General features: G+C 72.7%; 18 protein-coding genes and 1 pseudogene. 7 read left to right on the top strand and 12 right to left on the bottom strand.

The genetic code is table 11. The features are described from left to right. The first annotated feature begins 50 nt into the window (after positions 1-50). Together BMW88_RS16760 and BMW88_RS16755 are read left to right on the top strand one after the other, a co-directional pair. On the top strand, positions 51-872 hold the full coding sequence (locus BMW88_RS16760; RefSeq protein ID WP_143116105.1) for a lipoate--protein ligase family protein: 822 nt from the start codon (positions 51-53) through the stop codon (positions 870-872). A 126-nt stretch (positions 873-998) separates the two neighbouring features. Continuing rightward, positions 999-1,730 (top strand): spermine/spermidine synthase domain-containing protein, encoded by a 732-nt coding sequence (locus tag BMW88_RS16755; protein WP_089951627.1) that lies wholly within the window; start codon positions 999-1,001, stop codon positions 1,728-1,730. On the opposite strand, the gene BMW88_RS16750 is transcribed toward BMW88_RS16755, so the two are convergent. Beyond that, entirely contained in the window at positions 1,727-2,617 is an 891-nt protein-coding gene (locus tag BMW88_RS16750; protein ID WP_089951626.1) for a YhjD/YihY/BrkB family envelope integrity protein, read from the bottom strand. The genes BMW88_RS16755 and BMW88_RS16750 overlap by 4 nt on opposite strands. A gap of 17 nt (positions 2,618-2,634) precedes the next feature. On the opposite strand from BMW88_RS16750, the gene BMW88_RS16745 reads away from it, so the two are divergent. After that, on the top strand, positions 2,635-3,357 hold the full coding sequence (locus BMW88_RS16745; RefSeq protein WP_245777838.1) for a CDP-alcohol phosphatidyltransferase family protein: 723 nt from the start codon (positions 2,635-2,637) through the stop codon (positions 3,355-3,357). On the opposite strand, the gene BMW88_RS16740 is transcribed toward BMW88_RS16745, so the two are convergent. From BMW88_RS16740 to BMW88_RS16725, 4 genes are read right to left on the bottom strand one after another with little or no spacing between them, the layout of a single operon-like run. Continuing rightward, the gene (locus tag BMW88_RS16740) at positions 3,319-4,791 is read right to left on the bottom strand and encodes a phytoene desaturase family protein (RefSeq protein WP_089951625.1); all 1,473 of its coding nucleotides are present in this window, start codon (positions 4,789-4,791) and stop codon (positions 3,319-3,321) included. The two genes, BMW88_RS16745 and BMW88_RS16740, sit on opposite strands and share 39 nt — an antisense overlap. Before the next feature lies 1 nt (position 4,792). After that, positions 4,793-5,911, bottom strand: coding sequence for a glycosyltransferase family 2 protein (locus BMW88_RS16735; protein WP_089951691.1), 1,119 nt, complete (start codon positions 5,909-5,911; stop codon positions 4,793-4,795). Beyond that, positions 5,908-6,756 carry a carotenoid biosynthesis protein gene (locus tag BMW88_RS16730; RefSeq protein WP_245777837.1) on the bottom strand — a complete coding sequence of 283 codons (849 nt, stop codon included), beginning with the start codon at positions 6,754-6,756 and terminating at the stop codon, positions 5,908-5,910. Before BMW88_RS16730 ends, BMW88_RS16735 begins: the two co-directional genes overlap by 4 nt. Continuing rightward, positions 6,753-8,270, bottom strand: coding sequence for an FAD-dependent oxidoreductase (locus BMW88_RS16725; protein ID WP_177221138.1), 1,518 nt, complete (start codon positions 8,268-8,270; stop codon positions 6,753-6,755). Before BMW88_RS16725 ends, BMW88_RS16730 begins: the two co-directional genes overlap by 4 nt. 525 nt (positions 8,271-8,795) lie before the next feature. Here BMW88_RS16725 and BMW88_RS44005 point away from each other — a divergent pair. Together BMW88_RS44005 and BMW88_RS16715 are read left to right on the top strand one after the other, a co-directional pair. Beyond that, positions 8,796-10,228: pseudogene (locus BMW88_RS44005) on the top strand (FAD-dependent monooxygenase). 466 nt (positions 10,229-10,694) lie between these two features. After that, positions 10,695-12,038, top strand: coding sequence for a glycoside hydrolase family 10 protein (locus BMW88_RS16715; protein WP_089951623.1), 1,344 nt, complete (start codon positions 10,695-10,697; stop codon positions 12,036-12,038). An 84-nt stretch (positions 12,039-12,122) separates the two neighbouring features. Here the strand turns inward: BMW88_RS16715 and BMW88_RS16710 are convergent, their stop codons facing one another. The 5 genes from BMW88_RS16710 to BMW88_RS16690 all read right to left on the bottom strand — a co-directional run bounded on the left by BMW88_RS16710 (position 12,123) and on the right by BMW88_RS16690 (position 16,427). After that, on the bottom strand, positions 12,123-12,422 hold the full coding sequence (locus BMW88_RS16710) for an Atu4866 domain-containing protein (protein WP_218148097.1): 300 nt from the start codon (positions 12,420-12,422) through the stop codon (positions 12,123-12,125). A gap of 61 nt (positions 12,423-12,483) precedes the next feature. Then, positions 12,484-13,866, bottom strand: coding sequence for an amidohydrolase family protein (locus BMW88_RS16705; RefSeq protein WP_245777836.1), 1,383 nt, complete (start codon positions 13,864-13,866; stop codon positions 12,484-12,486). Positions 13,867-13,883: 17 nt separating this feature from the next. Next, the gene (locus BMW88_RS16700) at positions 13,884-14,462 is read right to left on the bottom strand and encodes a flavin reductase family protein (RefSeq protein ID WP_218148088.1); all 579 of its coding nucleotides are present in this window, start codon (positions 14,460-14,462) and stop codon (positions 13,884-13,886) included. A 110-nt stretch (positions 14,463-14,572) separates the two neighbouring features. Then, the gene (locus BMW88_RS16695; protein ID WP_089951621.1) at positions 14,573-15,415 is read right to left on the bottom strand and encodes an SDR family NAD(P)-dependent oxidoreductase; all 843 of its coding nucleotides are present in this window, start codon (positions 15,413-15,415) and stop codon (positions 14,573-14,575) included. Positions 15,416-15,590: 175 nt separating this feature from the next. After that, entirely contained in the window at positions 15,591-16,427 is an 837-nt protein-coding gene (locus BMW88_RS16690) for a helix-turn-helix transcriptional regulator (protein WP_089951620.1), read from the bottom strand. Between the two features lie 91 nt (positions 16,428-16,518). Here BMW88_RS16690 and BMW88_RS16685 point away from each other — a divergent pair, with 91 nt between their 5' ends. Further along, the gene (locus tag BMW88_RS16685; protein ID WP_089951619.1) at positions 16,519-17,337 is read left to right on the top strand and encodes a helix-turn-helix domain-containing protein; all 819 of its coding nucleotides are present in this window, start codon (positions 16,519-16,521) and stop codon (positions 17,335-17,337) included. A gap of 15 nt (positions 17,338-17,352) precedes the next feature. Here the strand turns inward: BMW88_RS16685 and BMW88_RS16680 are convergent, their stop codons facing one another. Further along, positions 17,353-17,640 carry a DUF1330 domain-containing protein gene (locus BMW88_RS16680; protein WP_089951618.1) on the bottom strand — a complete coding sequence of 96 codons (288 nt, stop codon included), beginning with the start codon at positions 17,638-17,640 and terminating at the stop codon, positions 17,353-17,355. A gap of 129 nt (positions 17,641-17,769) precedes the next feature. Between BMW88_RS16680 and BMW88_RS16675 the strand changes: the two genes are divergently transcribed. After that, positions 17,770-18,732: an AraC family transcriptional regulator gene (locus BMW88_RS16675; protein ID WP_089951617.1), complete on the top strand. Its 963-nt coding sequence runs from the start codon at positions 17,770-17,772 to the stop codon at positions 18,730-18,732. On the opposite strand, the gene BMW88_RS16670 is transcribed toward BMW88_RS16675, so the two are convergent. Then, the gene (locus BMW88_RS16670) at positions 18,718-19,422 is read right to left on the bottom strand and encodes a YqjF family protein (protein WP_089951616.1); all 705 of its coding nucleotides are present in this window, start codon (positions 19,420-19,422) and stop codon (positions 18,718-18,720) included. The genes BMW88_RS16675 and BMW88_RS16670 overlap by 15 nt on opposite strands. Positions 19,423-19,498 lie beyond the last annotated feature (76 nt).

Raw genomic sequence — 19,498 nt, 5'->3', positions numbered from 1 at the left:
TGAGCACCGGCACCGGACGGGCCCGGTGGGCCGTGGGCGAGAATCGCGGTGTGCCCACTGCGAACGACGCCGGCCACGCCCGGCTGCTGCTGTCCGGGAGCGCCGGGAGCGCGGTCACCGAACTGGTGGTTCCGGCGCTGTTGCTGCGCGCACCCGCCCGGAGGTGGTCGCAGCTCGTCCACGTCTACGTGCCGCACGGTCCGACGGTCGCCTTCAGCGCACGGGACCTCCGCTCCCCCGGCATCGCCGCGGCCACCGAGCTCGCCCGCTCGGCGGGATTCGAGGCGGTGGTCCGGTCGCCGGGCGGGCGGATGGTCGCCTACGACGACGGCGCCGTCGTGATCGACCACCTCGACAGCGCCTCTGACCTCCGCCGGGCGGGCCGCTCGACCTTCGCCGGCAACGCCCGCGAGCACGCGCGGGTGCTGCGCTCGCTCGGTGACGTCGACGCCAGGGTCGGCGAGGTGGCGGGCGAGTACTGCCCCGGCGAGTTCAGCATCAACGTCGGAGGTGTCACGAAGGTCGTGGGCTCGGCGCAACGCGTCACCGCCACCGGTTCCCTGTTCAGCACGGTCGTGCAGGTGGTCGTCTCGGAACGGGTGCGCGCCGTGCTGACCGGCGTGTCGGACGCGCTCGGCTACGACCTGCGGCAGAGTTCCATCGGAGGCCTGGCCGACCACGTTCCCGCGCTGACCGCCGAGGACGTGGCCACGGCGTTCGCGGCGGACTACCGCGACCGGCTGGGGCTGACCGACGGACAGGTGCCGGCCGGAGTGCTCGCCCACGCGTCCACCGCCACGCCGGGCGTGCACGGAGGCTCGCCCTTCCACGTCGACGACTGGACTCGGGCGAACCCCGCGCCGATCACCTGAAGGTGGCCGCGGGGCGGCCGCACCCCACCGGAGGACCTCGGGCACACTGCGACGGCAGGCGCGAGACCCCGCCCGGACGGGCGCGGCTCGGCCTTCCGCTGTTCTCCCCCACCACGGAGCTGACGCATGAGCGCACGTTTCCAGGAACTCGACTGGCGCCGGACCCCGTTGGGCGAGCTCACCCTGCGCCGGCGGCTCGACCCCGGCAGCGGCGAGGAGATCCACGAGATCAAGCTCAACGACGAGTTCCTGATGTCCAGCCTGTTCACCGTCGCCGAGGTCGAGCTGGCCCGGCTCGCGCTCGCCGAACTGCCGCGGGACGACCTCCAGGTCGTCGTGGGTGGCCTCGGGCTCGGCTACACGGCGCGAACGGTGCTGGAAGACCCGCGCGTGGGTGCGCTGGTCGTCGTCGACGCCCTCGGCGAGGTGATCGACTGGCACCGGCAGGGGCTCATCCCGGCCGGGAAGGCGCTGGCGGGCGACCCGCGCTGCCGGCTGGTCCACGGCGACTTCTTCGCCATGCTGCGCTCGGGCGAGGGCTTCGACCCGGCGGCGGCCGGCAGGCGGTTCGACGCGATCGTCGTCGACATCGACCACTCGCCGCGGCACCTGCTGCACCCCGGCAACGCCGACTTCTACGAGCCGGAGGGCCTGCGGCGCCTCGCCGGCCTGCTCCGTCCCGGCGGGGTGTTCGCGCTGTGGTCCAACGAGCCGCCCGAGGCGGAGTTCACCGCCACGCTCGCCGCGATCTTCACCGGCGTCCGGGCCGAGGTCGTCAGCTTCCGCAACCCCTTGCAGGACCGGAACTCCACGAACACCGTCTACCTCGCGAAGCGCGCGGACGACGTGCGCGACTAGTGGCTGCTGTGCTCGCGGGCGGGTTCGCCGCGCTCCTCGCGGACGCCTCCGCCGAGCACGTCGTGCGTGCTGAGCGTGGCCCGGTAACCGAAGAGCAGCAGGGCGTGCAGCAGGAACAGCCACAGCCCGAGCGCGGCCACCCCGCCCGGAACGGCCAGGCCGCCGTAGGGAATGGCCCAGTCCACGGGGATCGCGAGGAACAGCACGAACCCGTGCAGGAAGCCGGTGAGCACCGCGCCGACGGCGACCGCGGCCACGAGGACCGTCCTCATCGGCAGCTCGACCGGTCCCACGAAGGCGAACACCAGGCCGACGGTCGCGCAGACCCCCACCAGGTCCAGGTGGAACGACAGCACGACCCCCAGCGCGGTGGACCAGCCCCCTGCCGCGTACAGCGGGGCGACCACCGGCGTGAACGCCAGGGGCAGCGCGACCAGCAGGGGCGCCAGCACGAGCACCGGCAGGAACGCGATCCGGCCGGCCCAGCCGGTCCACCTGGTCACCCGTTCCCCGGCCGCCTGCCCCAGGCCCCGGCGCAGTCCCTCGCCGTAGAGCGTCGCGGGCAGCAGCGCCGCGGCGAGCAGCGGCCAGGACGCGGTCGTCGCCGCCTCGGCCAGGCTCACCAGCGCGGCGGTGGGGTCGTGGGCCCGCGGCAGTGACCCGCCGAGCGCCCGCGCACCGTCGGTCACGAGTGCCGGGCCGAACAACAGCGCCACTCCGCGCAGGGCGAGCAACAACATCGGCACCAGGCCGAGTCCCGCGAAGAACGTCAGGCCCGCGGCCCACAGCAGGAGGTCCCGGCCGCGCAGCGCGCTTCCCGTGGCCGCCGCCACGGCGCGGAGTACGTGCATGATCGGGACTACCCGAACCTGCGCGATGTCACCCATCGGCCTACCGTGGTGGCGTGACCGGTGACGAGGTGAACCCAGTTGCCGGCTGGTCCCGGCTGCACGGTGAGGACGTGTCCGCCAGCAGGCTCGTCGTCGGCTGGCTGCGGCTCGTGCACGCGCTGGCCCGGCCCCTGGACCGCGTTCACCCCGACCTGGTGTCGGCGGCCGGCGTTCTCGTCGCGGGCGGCGCGGTCGCCGCCGCCGGCGGGGGCGGCCGGTGGCCTCTGCTGGCGCTGCTGCTGGTCGTGTCGGCCGGGGTGCTCGACGGGCTGGACGGCGCGGTCGCCCTGCGCACGGGCCGGGTGCGGCCGCTGGGCGCCGTGGTGGACGCCGTCGCCGACCGGCTGTCGGACCTCTCCCTGGTGCTGGTCCTGCTCGTCCTCGGCGCCGAGGTGTGGTGGTGCGCCGCGATCGGTGCGGCGGTGCTGTTGCACGAGTACGCGCGGGCGAAGGCCCAGGGCGTCGGGATGACGTCGGCGGGTGCGATCACCGCGGCGGAGCGCCCGACCAGGGTGATCGTGGTCGCGGTCGCGTGTGCCGGCGCGGGTCTCGCTCCGGGTGGCACGCCCGGCACCGGGTGGAGCTGGGCGGCCGTGTCGGCCCTGGTGTGGGCCGGGTGCGCCGCGGTCGGGTTCGGCCAGCTCGCGGCCGGCATCCGGCGCGAGCTCACGGGCCGGCCGTGGGCGGACCCGGTGGCGTCAGGCCGGTCCCACCAGGCGGGCGACGATCTGCGCTGACATCGCCACGAGCGGCAGTCCGCCGCCGGGGTGGGCCGAGCCGCCGACGAGGAAGAGGCCGGGCACCGGGGCGCGGTTGGCCGGCCGCAGCAGGGCCGTGCGCGGCCCGTTGGACGACGAGCCGTAGATCGACCCGCCCACCGCTCCCGTGTCGCGCGCCCAGTCTGCGGGCGTGCGGACCTCGCGCCAGCGCATCCGGTGCCGGACGTCCAGCCCGCGGTCGGCCATCACCCGCAGGACCCGGTCGGCGTAGGAGTCGGCGAGACCGGGCGCCGTCCAGTCGACGTCTCCCTGCCGTGGCGCGTTGACCAGCACGAACCACGCCTCGTCGCCTTCCGGGGCGACGGCGGGGTCGTCCGGCGCGCACACGTACACGGTGGGGTCCGGCACCGGTCGCGGCCGGCGGCCGAAGATGGCGTCGAACTCGGCGTCGTAGTCGGCGGGGAACAGCACGCGGTGGTGCGCCGGACCAGGCGTCCTCCCGCGCAGCGCGAGGAGCAGGACGAAGCCGGACAGCGACGGCTGCGCCTTCCGCAGCATCCGGCGCGGACGGCGCGAGCGCCGGTCGGCGAGCAGCTCGCCGTACAGGTGCTCGGCGTCCACATCGGACACCACCACGTCGGCGCGCTGGAGCTCGCCGTCGGCCAGCCGCACCCCGGTCACCCCGCCGGCGCCGGTCTCCACCGCGGTGACCGTCGTGCCGAAGCGGAACCGCACGCCGAGGTCGGCGCAGCGGCCGAACAGGGCGTCACCGAGCCGGCGCAGCCCGCCGCGGACGTACCAACCGCCGAACCGCTGCTCGATGAACGGGACCACCGTCATCAACGCGGGCGTGCGGCGGGGGTCGGAGCCGCTGTAGGTGGCGTAGCGGTCGAGGAGCATGCGCAGCCGCGGATCCGTCAGCCGGCGCTCCCCCACCGTGCGCAATGTGCGCCACGGCGCGATGGCCATCAGGTCGCGGACGCTCGCCGACCGCCGCACCAGGTCGCGCACCCCGCCCAGCGGGTTCTGCAGCACCGGTTCGCCGACGAGGTCCCACAGCCGCTCCGCGCCGGTGAGGACCGCACGCCACTGCCGGGCGGCCTCGGGCCCGAACGCGCGGGTGAGCGCGGCCTCCACCTGCTCCTCGGCGTGGGGCATGTCGAGCTCGGAGCCGTCGGGGAAGCGGTAGCGGCACGTCGGCTCCACCGGCACGATCTCGACGAGGTCGTCGAGCGGTGCGCCGGTGGCCGCGAAGAGGTCGCGGTAGACGTGCGGGAGCGTCAGCAGCGACGGCCCGGTGTCGAAGGTGAACCCGTCGCGCCGCAGGGTGCCGAGCTTGCCGCCGTGGCCGGCCGCCTGCTCGCACACGGTGACGTCGTGCCCGGAGCGCGCGAGCCGCGCGGCCGCGGCGAGACCGCCCATGCCGGCGCCGATCACGGTCACTCGTGCCATGTCAGCTGCTCCCCCGCAGTGATCGGCCCTTCCACCGCAGGCGCCCCGCCCGCCGCGCGCGCCACGACCGCGCGACGAGCGTCAGCAGCACTCCCACCGACACGGGGTGGGCGAGGGCGTCGGGCCACACCCGTCCGCCGGTGTGCCACGCGGTCACGACCCGGCCGAGCACACCGGCCGCGTAGCCGACGGCACCGGCGCGCGACCCCGCGAGCGCGGCCACCGGCGGCAGGACGTACAGCCAGGCGAGCACGACCGACAGCGCCGCCGCGGCGGCCGGGGTGCCGGTGGCCGACCACAGCGACTTCTCGTAGCCGTCCCGCACCTGCGCCCAGTCCTCGTACATCCGGCAGGCCGCCACCGTGCTGCCGTCGACGACCGCGCCGCGGCCGCCGCTGCGCTTGATCTGCCGCATCAGCGCCAGGTCGTCGAGCACGGCGCTGGTGATGGTCGCGAAACCACCGCTGCGGCGGTAGGCGGCGGAGTCCACCACCAGGAACTGCCCGTTCGCCGCGGACAACGAGGGCCGGGGCGAGCGCTCGGCCAGCCGCAGCGGCAGGAACACGAGCCACGACCACTGCAGCAGCGGCTGGACGAGGCGCGTCCCCGCGCCGTCGGCGAGCTGTCGCGGGAACGGCGAGACCACGTCGAGGGAGTGCTCGCGCAGCATGGCGACCGCCGCGGCGACCGCGTGCGGCGCGAGCACGACGTCCGCGTCGACGAACACCAGCACGCGTCCACGCGCCGCGTCGGCGAGCTGCGCGCAAGCGTGCGGTTTGCCGGGCAACCCGGCAGGTGGCGCGCTGCCGGTGATGACGCGGACCCGCTCGTCGCCGCCCGCGACCCGGCGCACCTCGTCGGCGGTGCCGTCGGTCGACCCGTCGTCGAGCACGACGACCTCCAGCTCCGGCACGCCCCGCTGCGCCAGCAGCGACCTGATGGTCGGCGCGATCCGGTGCGCCTCGTCCCGTGCGGGCACCAGCACCGACACCCCCTCCTGGCACTGCGGGGGGTCGGCCGGTGGCACCCGCATCAGCCGGGCGTTCACCAGCGCGTGCGCCGTGGCGGCGAGGGAACCGAGGGCGGCGCCGCGCACCGCCGCGGTGAGCAGACGCCTCATCGGTGTGCCCGCCACAGCGCCAGCGCGAACGGCACCGCCACCACTCCCATGAGCAGACCTCCGGCCAGCGCCACCGAAGGGCGGCCGAAGAACGCCGCGTGCGCCCACACCGAGGAGCCGTAGGTCCACAGGTACAGCACCGGGGCCGGTCCCGCCCGCAGGTCCAGCTCCCGGCGAGCGCGTGGGCGGCCGACGCCGCGGTGCAGCGCCGCGATCATCAGCAAGGCGGTCAGCAGCCAGCCGCCGTAGTTGGTCAGGGGGACACCGGTCACGCCGGGCAGCGCCGGGCTGGGATCGGCCCACACCCAGTGGCCGGCGTCGACCATCTGCGGGTCGAGGAACACGTCCCACGCCGCCAAGGCCCACGCACCGGCCACGACGACCAGCCACGCCGGGCGGGCCCCGCCTGCCGCCCGCACGAGGGCCCTGCCGACGAGCAACGCGGGCCAGCACATCATCACCCAGGCCAGGGCCACGACCACCGGCACTCCCGCGACGTCGACGCCGAGCGTGCCCGTGTAGCGGTACTCGCCGAACGGGAAACCCGTGTGCACACCGAGGGTTTCCGCCACCAGGCCACCGCCGCCGGCGACGGTCACCAGCAGGGCCGCCGCGCGCGGTCCGAAGCGGGCGAAGGCGTCGCACACCGAGGCCACCGCGAACGCGGTCACCGACCCCACCGTGGTGAACAGCCGCTCCCCCGGCTCGGTCATGGAGTAGACGATCTGCGCCACCACGACGAGCGCGCCGCAGACCCACGCCAGCGATGCCACGACGCGCACACGGTTGACCGGTCCGCGTTCTCCGGTGAGCCGCGTCCGCCGCACTCCGGCGCCCTGGTTCACGCCGGCCTCCGGCGGCGGGCGGCCGCGCGCAGGAACGGCACGCGCCCCTGCCGGGGCACCGTCCAGAGCTCCGTTCCCGCCACGCCCCACCGGCTGAGCAGGTGGTTGGCGGCGGCGAACCCGGTCGTGGCCGCGCGCTCCATCAGCGCCACCGGCAGGTCGATCCGCACCAGGTCCCCGGCCATCACCAGGAAGTCGTCCGGCGTGGTCACCGCCGGCCTGGCCCGGTAACCGCCGGCGGGGAACAACGGGCAGTCCGCCCGCCACTCGTGCCGCTCGTCGACCACGGTGGCACCCTTGGTCTCGGGGTAGACCTCGGTGAGCTGCTCCCACAACCGCAGCCTGGCCTCGGCCTCGTCCACATCGGACGGTATGGCGTAGCCGTGCAGCTCGACCACCGAACCGCCGGTGCGCGCCGCCCAGGCCCTCGCCTCGTGCTCGTAGGCGTCGAGCACGCTCACGTTGTCCAGCAGGCCGTACCCGCTGGTGCCGATGAAACCGGGCCGGTCCACCGGCCGGTCGAGCCAGTACCGCGAGACCAGGAACGGCGGCGCGGTCCGCAGTCCCGCCACCTGTGCCCGCCAGCGGTCGTCCCCCAGTGCCGGCGAGGACTCCACGAGGCGGCGCAGTCCCGGCACGTCCGCGGCGAGCACCACCGCGTCGGCCTCGACCACACCGCTCCCGGTGACGACGGTGAACCGCCTCGCCCCGCCCCGTTCCACCGCCCGCACCTCCGCGCCGGTGCGCACCTCGGCGCCCAGGTCGGCGAGGCGGCGGCCGAGCGGGTCCCACAGGCCGTGCGGGAACGGGTCCGCCGCGACGTCGAAGAGCAGTCCCTCGTTCGAGCCGAGGAAGTAGATGTGGAACATCACCGCGAGCTCGGCGGCCGACATGTCCCGGGGATGTGCGAAGAAGCTGCGGGAGAACACCTCGAACGCGAGTGCGTGCGCGGCCTCGGGGAACCGGACGCGGTCCAGGAAGTCGGCCGCGTTGACGCCGTCGAGCTCGTCGTAGATCGCCGGAACGGCGACGTCCAGCAGTTTCAGGGCCGCCTCGGGGTTCATGTCCGGCAGGTCGCGCCAGCGGAACGTCGGGCTGCGCCGCAGGAACGCCAGGACGTTCCACGGTGCGGTCGTCGGCAGCCCGGCGAAGGAGTCGCGGTCACCGCCGGCGTGCCAGAGCGGGTAGTCGGCCATCGGCGTCAGCGCACGGTCGTCCTGGTCGACCCTCCTCAGCAAGGCTCGCAGGTTGTAGTACTGCCGGAAGAACGCGTGGAACCCGCGGGTCATCGTGACGTCGCTGCCGTCAGCCAGCCGCGTGCGCCATCCACCGGCCCGGCCGCCGAGGTAGTCCTCGCGTTCGCACAGCACTACCCGCGCACCGCGTTCCGCGAGCAGCGTGGCCGCCGAAAGACCCGCGATACCACCACCTATGACCGCGGTCACCGGCACGTCGTCGACGAACTGAGAACGTCCCGCGGGCGCGGGAATCCGCACCGCTTTGCGATCCTTCACCGCTGCTCCCTCTCCGACCCGCGGTCGTCGAACGTGTGGATGCGCCCGGACACGGTCCTGCCGTGCGTTGACCACGGGGTCCGCGCAGGAGTTGCGTCACGGGCGTTCAGGCGAGTTGGTCGACACGGTCACAATCGCGAGCGCCGCGCCGGGTTCCGGCGTCGGGGGCACGCGGAGCCGAGGCCGGGCATTCCGGCGGTACCAATGGCGGTACGCGCACCGTTCCCTCCTCATCCGCTCCATGTCTGCCTCGACCGTATGGGCAGTCCGGTCGCCGTGCACAACGAGAGCACGGCAGCGGCGGAAGCAGGAGGCGTCGGCCGTGCCGCAGACCCGCGCCGGGCGGCTGGGGCTGGAGACCAACCGTCACGGAAATCGCGCTTCGCCGCACACGACGAAATCAGTCGAATCACGCTCCACTTCTGGCATATATCGGTTGCGACAAGATCAGCGGATCCCCACACTGAGCCGCCGACGCGGCCGGTGGTCGCCTTCGTGGCCGGGAATTGGCCGAATGGGTGGTAGATGTTCGACGTGATCATTGCCGGGTGCGGGCCGACCGGCGCGATGCTGGCCGCCGAACTGCGGCTGCACGACGTCCGGGTGCTCGTGCTGGAGAAGGAGCCCGAGCCCGCGTCGTCGTTCGTCCGAATAGTCAGCCTGCACTCCCGCAGCATCGAGATCATGGCGATGCGCGGCCTGCTGGACCGGTTCCTCGAACGCGGGAGACAGCGTCCGCTCGGCGGTGTCTTCGCCGGCATCCCCGTCCCCGCACCCGAGGGCTTGGACACCGACCACCCCTATTTGCTGGGAGTCCCCCAGCCGGTCGTCGAGCACCTGCTCGAGGACCACGCCGTCGCGCTGGGGGCGCAGGTCCGGCGCGGGTGCGCGGTGGCCGGCGTCGAGCAGGACGACGAGGGCGTGACCGTCGAACTGGCGGACGGGCAACGGCTGCGGACGCGGTACCTGGTCGGCTGCGACGGCGCGCGCAGCACCGTGCGCAAGCTGCTCGGCGTCGGTTTTCCCGGCGAGCCCTCCCGGACCGACACGCTGATGGGCGAGATGGCGGCGGCCGCCCCGCAGGAGGAGATCGCCGCCAGGGTGGCCGAGACCCGCGAGACCACCCCGGTCTTCACCTTCGCCCCCTTCGGCGAGGGCGTCCACCGGGTGGTGCTCCCCGCCGCGTCGGTCAGCGAGGACCGCGCGGAACCACCCACCTCGACGACTTCAAGGAACGGTTGCGCGCCCTCGCCGGAACAGATTTCGGCGTGCACTCCCCGCGCTGGCTGTCCCGCTTCGGCGACGCCACCAGGCTGGCCGAGCGCTACCGGACCGGGCGGGTGCTGCTGGCGGGCGACGCGGCGCACATCCACCCGCCCGCCGGCGGCCAGGGCCTGAACCTCGGCCTGCAGGACGCGGTCAACCTCGGCTGGAAGCTGGCGGCGCGGGTTCGCGGCTGGGCGCCGGAGACGTTGCTGGACACCTACGAGACCGAGCGCCGGCCGGTCGCCGCGGACGTGCTGCAGAACACCCGCGCGCAGGTGGCACTGGCGTCCGCCGACCCCGGCGCGCGGGCCGTGCGGGGGCTGCTGACCGAACTGATGGGCTTCGACGAGGTGAACCGGCGCCTGATCGAGAAGATCACCGCGACCGCCATCCGCTACGACTTCGGCCATGGTCCCGACCTGCTCGGCCGCCGCCTCCGCGACGTCGGCCTGGCGCAGGGCCGCCTCTACGACCGGCTGCGCCGCGGCCGCGGCCTGGTGCTCGACCGCACCGGGCGGCTGACCCCGGGAGGGTGGTCGGACCGCGTCGGCCTCGTCACCGATCCCGGTGCGGCGCTGGACGCTCCCGCCGTGCTGCTGCGGCCCGACGGGCACGTCGCCTGGGCCGGCGAGCACCAGCGGGACCTCGACGGCCACCTCGCCCGCTGGTTCGGCGAGCCGCACCGGACCTGACGGGATCGGCGTCGATCGCCGCACGCGCATTTCGACCGCACGAGTCGAATTGTCGAATGATTCGACGGACCGGCCGCCACCGATGGCGTAGTGAACGGGCTGAACTTTTCGAAACTTGTTTCGAAAAGTCCGGTCAGCAACTCCCTGCGCCCCCTTTCCTGCCCGGCACACCGCGGCGGAACCGGCTCGGCCGAACAACCGTTCCACCTGCGCCTTCGACAAAAGTCCGAGATCGACTTCGCGGCCCGCAGCAGACCGCCGATCCGGACAACGGCGCGGGAAGTGGGCGGAAGCGGGCCCTTGATCGGCCGAACTGTTCCGGTCAATACTGCTGAACGTCTCGAGTCGAGCGGTATCCGGTTTATGGCGCGAGCCGGATCGCTCGCATCGAGCGCGTATTCCCCAGCTCCACCCGAAACCCGTTCCACCCGCGACAGCAGCGGGTGCTCCTCAGAAAGCGCCGAACATGACGCTGACAGCGAAGTCAGTCGCACGAGCCGCGCTCGTGTCAACCCTGGTCGCCGCCGCAGCGGGCGCCGCCGTCCTCGCGGCCTCGCCCGCGAGCGGCGCCGCCTCCACGCTCGCCGCGGCGGCCCAGCAGAGTGGTCGTTACTTCGGCACCGCGGTGGCCGCGAACAAGCTCGGTGACTCGACCTACGTCGGGATCCTCAACCGCGAGTTCGACATGGTCACGGCCGAGAACGAGATGAAGATGGACGCGACCGAGCCGAACCAGGGCCAGTTCAGCTACGGAAACGCCGACCGGATCGTGAACCACGCGCGCAACCAGGGCAAGCGGGTGCGCGGGCACGCCTTGGCGTGGCACTCGCAGCAGCCCGGCTGGATGCAGAACATGTCCGGCACCGCGCTGCGCAACGCGATGCTGAACCACGTCACCCAGGTCGCGAGCTACTACCGCGGCAAGATCTACGCCTGGGACGTGGTGAACGAGGCGTTCGCCGACGGCAGCAGCGGCGGCCGGCGTGACTCCAACCTCCAGCGCACCGGCAACGACTGGATCGAGGCCGCGTTCCGCGCGGCCCGTGCGGCCGACCCCGGCGCGAAGCTCTGCTACAACGACTACAACACCGACAACTGGTCGCACGCCAAGACCCAGGGCGTCTACCGGATGGTGCAGGACTTCAAGTCCCGCGGCGTCCCGATCGACTGCGTCGGCTTCCAGGCCCACTTCAACAGCGGCAACCCGGTGCCGTCCAACTACCACACGACCCTGCAGAACTTCGCCGCCCTCGGCGTGGACGTCCAGATCACCGAGCTGGACATCGAGGGCTCCGGCAGCACGCAGGCCCAGCAGTACCAGGGCGTCACCCAGGCCTGCCTCGCCGTGGCGCGGTGCACCGGCATCACCGTGTGGGGCATCCGCGACAGCGACTCCTGGCGCGCCTCCGGCACCCCGCTGCTGTTCGACAACAACGGCAACAAGAAGGCCGCCTACACCTCGGTGCTCAACGCCCTGAACGGCGCCACGGGCACCACCACGCCGACCACCACCACTACCACGAGCTCCAGCACGCCCAACCCCGGTGGTTGCACCGCGACGTACTCCGAGGGCGAGAAGTGGAACGACCGCTTCAACGGCCAGGTGACCGTCTCGGGCACGGACAACTGGATCGTCACGGTGACCGTCAGCTCGCCCCAGCGGATCATCGCCACCTGGAACACCAGTGCGACGTGGGAAACGGCCAACGTGATGACCGCACGCCCCAACGGCAGCGGCAACACCTTCGGCTTCACCATCTCGCACGGCGGCAACTGGAACTGGCCCGCCATCTCCTGCCGAGTCGCCTGATCCCCGTGTGAGGATCCCGGCCGTCCACCGGGGTTCTCGCGCGGCACCGGCCCGGCAGCGGCTCATCGGCCGCTGCCGGGCCGTTCAGCGTTCGCGGTAGAGCACGAGGTGTTCGTGGTAGAGGATGCCGTCGCGGACGTCACCGGTGGCGGTGAAGCCGAGGTCGTCGAAGTAGTCGATGTGGTCACCGCTCACGGTGTACCGGCCGGTGTAGGCGCGTTTGCGGCCGTCCCGTTCTTCTTCGTAGCGCCCGTTGGGCAGGAGCTCCTGGCGGATGCGACCGTCTGCCGTGACCCACATGCCGACGTGGGGGTGCGGGGCGGCAGCCGGTCGCTTGCCGGTGCCGGGCGCGTGGCCAGCCTTGACCACCAGCGTGGACGCCATCGCGAGCAAGAAGAGCAAGGTCCTGAACACGATCTGTTCCTTTCGTTGTGGCGCATTGGGTTCAGGCCGGCTGCACGGCCTTCATGATCCGGTCGCGGGACGCCCGGACGTCCTGTCGCAGCGCGGACAGGTCGACGTCGAGGACGGTTCCCGCCCACTTGCGGACGCGGCCCGCGATGAACACCGCGTGGATGTTGCGGGGGTCCGAGCCGAGGACGAGGGTGCCGATCGGGTCGTTGAGGGGCATGTTGTTGAGGTCCTCCGCGTGCACGAGCAGGATGTCCGCCTGCTTGCCCGGCGTGATCGAGCCGGTGACGTCACCGAAGCCGATGCTCTCCGCGCCGTGCAGGGTGGCGAAGCCGAGCACGTCGTGAACGCCGATCCGCGTCGGCGTGGCCGTCGTGCCGTACACGGCGTTGACGGCCCGCATGCGCTGGATGGCGTGCAGGGCACGCATCTGCGTGAACATGTCGCTGGCCAATGCGACCTCGACGTCGATGCTGAGGCCGGGACGGATGCCGACGGCCAGTGCCTCGTCGATGGCCGGGACGGCGGTCTCGAGCCCGATCTGCGCCTCGGAGGTCGGCGCGAGGGACACCGCTGCGCCGGTGTCGGCCATCGCCCGCCAGGCCTCTCCCGTGAGGCCGGTGCAGTGGATCAGTGAGACCTCCGGCCCCAGCACCCCCTCCGCGGCCCACCGCAGGACCGCCTCGGACGAGGGCACCCCGAAGACGGCGTCGACGCTGACGCCGATGTCCAGGTCCCGCGCGATGTCCGCGAGACGCGGGCCGTAGGCGATGCCGGGTCCGGCGATCTCGTCGGTGGCCAGCGCGGCCAGGCGCAGGGTGACGAGGCCGCCGCCCGTGGAGGAGCAGAGGTCCCTCAACCGGCCGAGATCGGCAGGCCACTGGCCGTCCCAGTCGCCGAAGTGCGGCCGCATCGAGGCGTGCACGCCGCGGATGCCGGTGTCGGCGAGAGCTTGGACCGCGGCGTCGGAGTGGCCGGCCGTGCGGGAGTTGTGGGAGAAGTCGAGCATCGTCGTGATGCCGCTGTCGATGGCCGTCAGCGCGGCCAGCTTCGTCCCGACGTACATGTCCTCCGGCCGGTAGGCGGGGGCGATGCCCACCAGGGTGGACGTCACGTACTCGCCGAGGTCGTTGACGTCGGGCATGACCCGGCGAAGCTGCGCCTCCCAGGCGTGCCGGTGCGTGTCGACGAAACCGGGCGCGACGATCGAGCCGGTGGCGTCGACGACAACGGCGTCACCGACCGGCAGCTCGGGAGCGACGGCGGCGATCCGGTCTCCCTCGATCAGCACGTCACCCCTGGGCAGGATCCCGAGGCCGGGGTCCATGGTGACGACCGTGGCGCCGGTCAGCAGTACGCGGCGGCGAGGGTCGGAGGTGTGGCTGCGCAGCAGTTCGAGCGTGGTGGACGTGGTCATCACTGCTTCCTCGTGGTTCATCGGGTCAGGTGGGGCCATTTGGTCATGCGGTCGCGGAGGTCCACTGTGGACGCGTTGGCGGAGAACGTCCCGTCACCGCGGTGGTGGAACTCGCCCGCGCCGCGCTTGGTGGCGTCGAACCAGGCGCGCTCGCCGCGCAGGATCCACAGGTTGTAGTCACCGACGAGCCGGTCGTCGGCGACCGTGCACTCGACGTTGGCGAAGCACTCCGCCACCAGAGGCGCCCGCACCACCGCGGCGGGGGCCGGCGTGAGTCCGAAGCGCTGCCACTTGTCGACCTCGCGGCCGGAGGTGTTGCCGACATCGACCACCCGTTCGGCGAGGTCGATGGACGGGATGGCGATGACGCACTCGCCGGTGTCGCGCAAGGCGTCGTAGCTGTGGTCCCACGGGCCGAGGACGAGGCCGATGAGCGCGCCGTGGGCGATCGGCATGTTGAACCCGTTGGTCATCAGGTTGGCGCGGTGTCCGTCCGAAGTGGACACCAGGACGACGGGTCCCGGCTCGATCAGCCGGTGCACGTCGCGCATCGGGTACTCGGTGAAGCCCTGGTGGTCGAGGGCGGCCGTGGTCATCACGCTGCCTTTCGCGCTTCGGCAGCCCGTGCTGCCGGGGGGAACTCCGGGTTCGGTGAGGTCGTGCGACGGGCTCGCTCGCCGCGGTGTCGATCCGGCGGCGGCGCCGATCAGGCGGGAACGTCCTCGTGAGCGGTGGCGGCGGACTTGTCCCGCCACGGCGCCAGGTCCCGCTCGACCCGCTCCAGCACGACCCGCAGCCGGTCGAGGGTGTCCGGGCCCAGGTAGAGGTGAGCGGGCAGGGTGTCGCCGCTGGTGACCTCGTGGATCAGGGCGGCACCCTTGACCGGGTCGCCGAGCTGGGTGTGGTTGGCCGTGCCGGCCCAGTCGAGGGTCACGTGCGCCGGGGTCCCGTCGTAGTCGGCGATCCGCCGCGCGGCGAGGGACAGCGAGCTGCTGTCGAGGAAGTCGGTGCGCAGCACGCCCGGCTCGACCACCATGGACTGGATGCCGAACGGCGCCAGCTCCGCCGCCAGGGCCTCGCTGATGCCGGCGACGGCGAACTTCGACGCGCTGTACAGGCTCACCCCCGGCTCGCCCTCGAAGCCCGAACGCGACCCGATGTGGACGAGCTTGCCCGCTCCCTGGCGGCGCATGACGGGCAGCACCGCGCGGGTCATGTCGATCAGGCCGAAGACGTTCAGGTCGAACAGGGACCGCGCCTCGGCGTCGGAGATCTCCTCCAGCGCGCCGAGCAGGCCGCGACCCGCGTTGTTGACCAGCACGTCGATGCGGCCGAAGCGGTCGGTGGCTGCCCGCACGGCTGCGGGAATGGCCTGCACGTCGGTGACGTCCAGCGCGACCACCAACGCGTTCTCCGCCGTCTTCAGGTCCTCCGGCACGCGGTCCGGATTGCGCACGGCGACGACGACCTCGTCGCCGGCGCGGAGGGCGGCGCGGGCGATCTCCGCTCCCAGGCCGCGGGACGCTCCGGTGATGAACCAGGTGGACATGGGGATCTCGTTCCTTCCGGCTGTCTGCCCGTGCGGGGCGTCTCCCCGCTGACAGGTTCGAGTTTGTCCACGGAGGACAGCCGGAAGAAGGTCGCGGGTTTCCTGGGAGGAACGCACCCACCCAAGGGCGCCGCGACAGGCCCTGGGTGTTCACCCGCATCAACAACCGTGCGGCTTAGTGCACCTCAGCGTGCGCCGCGTCGGCGTGGGCGCGCAGCAGCTCGAACGCCCGCGCCGTCGGGGAAGCGGGCTCCGCCTGGTAGACGACGAGCTGCTGGTGCGCGGCACCGCTGACGGTGAACGTGGAGAACTGGATGTCCAGGTCCCCGACCCGCGGGTGGCGCAAGTGCTTGGTCTCCTGCGTCTTGGGCTTCACGTCGTGACGTGCCCACAGCGTCGCGAACTCCGGGCTGCGGCCGGACAGCTCGGCCACGACCTCGGCGATGCGCGCGTTGTCGGGGTCGTGCCCGTACGCGGCCCTGATCTCGGCCGCGCAGGAGTGCGCCGCGCGCTCCCACTCCTGGTAGAACTCGCGTCCGGCGGGATCCAGGAACACCATGCGGGCGAGGTTGTCCGCGGGCGTGAAACCCTCGTGCAGCGCGGTGGCCATGCTGTTGCACGCCAGGATGTCCAGGGCGGGTCCGAGGACGAACGCGGGCGAGCCGGACCAGCCGTCCACGAGCTGCCGGAGCTGGGCGCTCACCGGCAGGTCGCCGGTGCGGCGCCACGGCCTCGCCTCCGGTGGCTGGACCAGCAGCCACAGGTACTCGGTGGCCGCGGCGTCGAGCCTCAGCGCCCGCGCCACCGCGTCCACCACCTGCGCCGACGGGCTGGACTCGCGGCCCTGCTCCAGGCGCATGTAGTAGTCGCTGCTCATCCCGGCGAGGATCGCGACCTCCTCGCGGCGCAAGCCCTTCACGCGGCGGCGGCCGTGCTCGGGCAGCCCGACGTCCTGCGGCGTGAGCGCCTCGCGCCGGGCCCGGAGGAAGTCGCCGAGAGGTGTGCCGGTCATGACGTCAACTCAACCTGCGCGGCGGCCCGCCGTCAACCTGGGTGGGACGCACCCAGGCTCGGACCCCGTCGCCTCGCCTAGCCTCGATCGCATGAACGGGGAGCGGAACACAGCGCTGGGCGCGTTCCTGCGCACGCGCCGTGCGCTCGTCCGGCCGGAACAGGCCGGGCTGAGCGCCGCGGGCCGCCGTCGGGTCCCCGGCCTGCGCCGGGACGAGGTCGCGCAGCTCGCCGGGCTGAGCGCGGGCTACTACGCCCGGCTGGAGCAGGGACACGAACGTCCCACCCACCAGACCGTGGAGGGCCTGAAACGCGCACTGCGCCTGGACGAGCAGGCGACCGTCGAACTGCACCGGCTGGCTCGTCCCACCGCGCGCCGGCGGAGAGCCGACCGGGTGGAACGCGTCAGCCCCCACGTCCTCGCCCTGCTCGACGACTGGACCGCGGCGCCCGCCTACGTCCTGGGCTGGTCCGGCGACGTCCTGGCGCGCAACGCCCTCGCCGCCGCGCTGCACAGCCGGTTCGTCCACGGCGACAACCTGCACCGCATGATCTTCCTCGACCCGGCGGGTGCGGAGTTCTTCCGCGACTGGACCACCACGGCCCGCGCCGCCGTCGACGACCTGCGCCAGGCCACCGCGCACGCCGGCGGTGAGCGGGCACTGCGCGAGCTGGTCGGCGAGCTGTCCATCGCCAGTCCGCGGTTCCGGCGGCTCTGGGCAGGACCGGAGCACCGCGGCGCCGTCACCTGGGGCAGCCACTTCTTCCACCCCGACGTCGGCGAGCTGGACCTGCGCGCGGAGATCTTCCTGATCGCGAGCGCGCCCGGCCAGCGACTGGTCGCCCTCCCGGCGCAGCCGGGGTCCCGCTCCGCCGACGCCCTGGTGCTGCTGGGCACGCTGGCGACCTGACCGGCGGGCTCGCGCTCAGGCGGTCTCGCCGACGACGACCTGCACGGTGGAGTACTTGCGGCGCAGCTCCTTGAACGGCTGGTACTCCGGCGAGTCCCAGAACTCCCGGACCGCGGCCTTGCTGGCGAACTCGTGGACCACGAGCGTCGACGGGGCCCAGTCACCTTCGAGCACCAGCGCGTTGCTGTCGATGAGGACGTTGCGCGCGCCGGCCTTCTCGATCAACGGCGTCACACCGTCGACGTACTGCTGGAAGCCTTCCGCGTCCGCGACGTTCAGGTCGATCACGACGTATGCGGTCATGTCCGCGTCTCCTCCTGGGGTGATGGCTTGATCACCTATGACGTTAAGGACCCGATGCGGTCTTTCCAATGCGAGAAACGACCCCTGTCATACGCGAAGAGACCGATCCTGTGTCCGTATCATGGGTTCATGGACGTCTTCAGCGACGTGATCGCCACCGTCCGCGCCGGCCGCGCCAAGTTCACGCGCTCCCGGCTGGGCGGCCGGTGGGGCTACGCGTTCGGCCCCTACCCCGGCGCCGGCTTCCACGTCGTCCTCGAAGGCGGCTGCTGGCTGATCCCGCCGTCCGGTTCCCCCATCGCCCTCGGTGCGGGCGACGTGGTGTTCCTGCCGCACGGCGCCAAGCACGGCATGAGCGACAGTCCGGACAGGACGATCGCGGACCTCCCGCGGGCGCCGGAGGGCGGTCCGCCGGACGACGAGCCCGCACCCGGCCAGACGCAGCTGCTGTGCGGCGCGTACCGGCTGGAACGGGGTCAGGCGCACCCGTTCCTGCACAGCCTGCCCGAGGTGATCCACCTCCCCGCCCGCCTCGGTGACCACTCCGCCCTGCGCACCGCGGTCGACCTGCTCGGCGCGGACCTGATCGAAGCCAGGCCCGGCGCCGCCGCGGCACTGCCCGCCCTGATGGACCTGCTGCTCGTCTACCTGCTGCGCGCCTGGCTCGACGAGGAGGCGGCACGGCACCGCCCGCGCGGAGGGTGGTGCGTCGCGCTCACCGATCCGGTGGTCGCCACGGCGTTGCAGCACATCCACCGCACGCCCGCGCACCCGTGGACCGTCCAGGAGCTGGGGGCCTCGGTCGGGCTGTCCAAGACCGCGTTCGCCCGCCGCTTCACCTCGCTCGTCGGCCAGTCCCCGATGGCCTACCTGACCTGGTGGCGGCTGAGCGCCGCCGCGCGGATGCTGCGCGACGGCGAGGCTCCGCTCGCCGCCATCGCCCGCCAGGTCGGCTACACCTCGGAGTTCGCGTTCGCCACCGCCTTCAAGCGGGAGTTCGGCACCGCCCCCGGCAGGTTCCGCCGCCGGCAGCGCGACAACCAGGACGCCACTGGTGAAGCGGCTGGGGCTCTCGGCTCAGGTCGCGGCTGACGGGATCCCGAACCGGGCCCGCACTCCGGGTGAGTGCAGGACGCTCATCGGCGCACCGGAGACCGGCACCTCCGCCGCGGCGACCAGACCGTCGTCGCAGCGGACGACCGTGGCGCGGTGGAGGTCCCACGGAGCATGGTGGTTCGGGAAGAACGCGGTCCTGCCGAACCACGACGTGTGCAGCCCCCACCGGGCCGTCAGGAACTGCTCCAGCGGGCTCGGCCGGGCAACCCGCTCCCCCACCCGCACGGTGAGCGTGCTCGTCGCGTCCCGGTCAGGCCACCTGCGTTCGCACGTGTAGCTGACCTCGTCCCCGTCGCGCCGCAGCGCCATGTCCGACCACATGTACGGCAACCGCACGAGAGCCCGTGCGCCCAGCACGAACACCGGGCTCGTCGCGTCCATCGAGAGGAACGCGACACCACGCCTCCCCTCCCGGTCGACCGTGTAGAGCCGCACGTTGGTCTCCGGGAAGCTCCAGCGGTGCGTCAACGCCGGCCAGCCCAGCGGGGCGAGGCGGAAGGCGACGAGGCCGACGAACGTGCCACCGCCCATCACGTCCGGCCTCGTCCCCGCGGGCAGCAGGTGCTCCACGGCGCCGGGGTCGACGCGCCAGTGCAGGAACGTGACGTCGTTCCACCACTGGGTCAGCACCGAACGGGCAACACGTCGTGGTGCGTCGAAGGTCATGCCGACGATCCAAGCGCAGCCTTGCTGAGAGTCCGGTCCCCGTCGACCAGGAAGCCTCAAAAGTCCACAAAGGAGG

Origin of the sequence: Lentzea xinjiangensis (assembly GCF_900110955.1) — a bacterium.
In the GTDB taxonomy this organism is placed as follows: domain Bacteria; phylum Actinomycetota; class Actinomycetes; order Mycobacteriales; family Pseudonocardiaceae; genus Lentzea; species Lentzea xinjiangensis.
This window is presented reverse-complemented; position numbering and strand designations above follow the sequence as displayed.

Coding starts and splice junctions, on each gene's coding strand:
- BMW88_RS16705 (WP_245777836.1), bottom strand. CDS start 13,866: ATGACCACGTCCACCACGCTCGAACTGCTGCGCAGCCACACCTCCGAC.
- BMW88_RS16685 (WP_089951619.1), top strand. CDS start 16,519: ATGAACGGGGAGCGGAACACAGCGCTGGGCGCGTTCCTGCGCACGCGC.
- BMW88_RS16740 (WP_089951625.1), bottom strand. CDS start 4,791: ATGGCACGAGTGACCGTGATCGGCGCCGGCATGGGCGGTCTCGCCGCG.
- BMW88_RS16700 (WP_218148088.1), bottom strand. CDS start 14,462: ATGACCACGGCCGCCCTCGACCACCAGGGCTTCACCGAGTACCCGATG.
- BMW88_RS16710 (WP_218148097.1), bottom strand. CDS start 12,422: ATGGCGTCCACGCTGGTGGTCAAGGCTGGCCACGCGCCCGGCACCGGC.
- BMW88_RS16690 (WP_089951620.1), bottom strand. CDS start 16,427: ATGACCGGCACACCTCTCGGCGACTTCCTCCGGGCCCGGCGCGAGGCG.
- BMW88_RS16715 (WP_089951623.1), top strand. CDS start 10,695: ATGACGCTGACAGCGAAGTCAGTCGCACGAGCCGCGCTCGTGTCAACC.
- BMW88_RS16680 (WP_089951618.1), bottom strand. CDS start 17,640: ATGACCGCATACGTCGTGATCGACCTGAACGTCGCGGACGCGGAAGGC.
- BMW88_RS16670 (WP_089951616.1), bottom strand. CDS start 19,422: ATGACCTTCGACGCACCACGACGTGTTGCCCGTTCGGTGCTGACCCAG.
- BMW88_RS16675 (WP_089951617.1), top strand. CDS start 17,770: ATGGACGTCTTCAGCGACGTGATCGCCACCGTCCGCGCCGGCCGCGCC.
- BMW88_RS16755 (WP_089951627.1), top strand. CDS start 999: ATGAGCGCACGTTTCCAGGAACTCGACTGGCGCCGGACCCCGTTGGGC.
- BMW88_RS16695 (WP_089951621.1), bottom strand. CDS start 15,415: ATGTCCACCTGGTTCATCACCGGAGCGTCCCGCGGCCTGGGAGCGGAG.
- BMW88_RS16750 (WP_089951626.1), bottom strand. CDS start 2,617: ATGGGTGACATCGCGCAGGTTCGGGTAGTCCCGATCATGCACGTACTC.
- BMW88_RS16735 (WP_089951691.1), bottom strand. CDS start 5,911: ATGAGGCGTCTGCTCACCGCGGCGGTGCGCGGCGCCGCCCTCGGTTCC.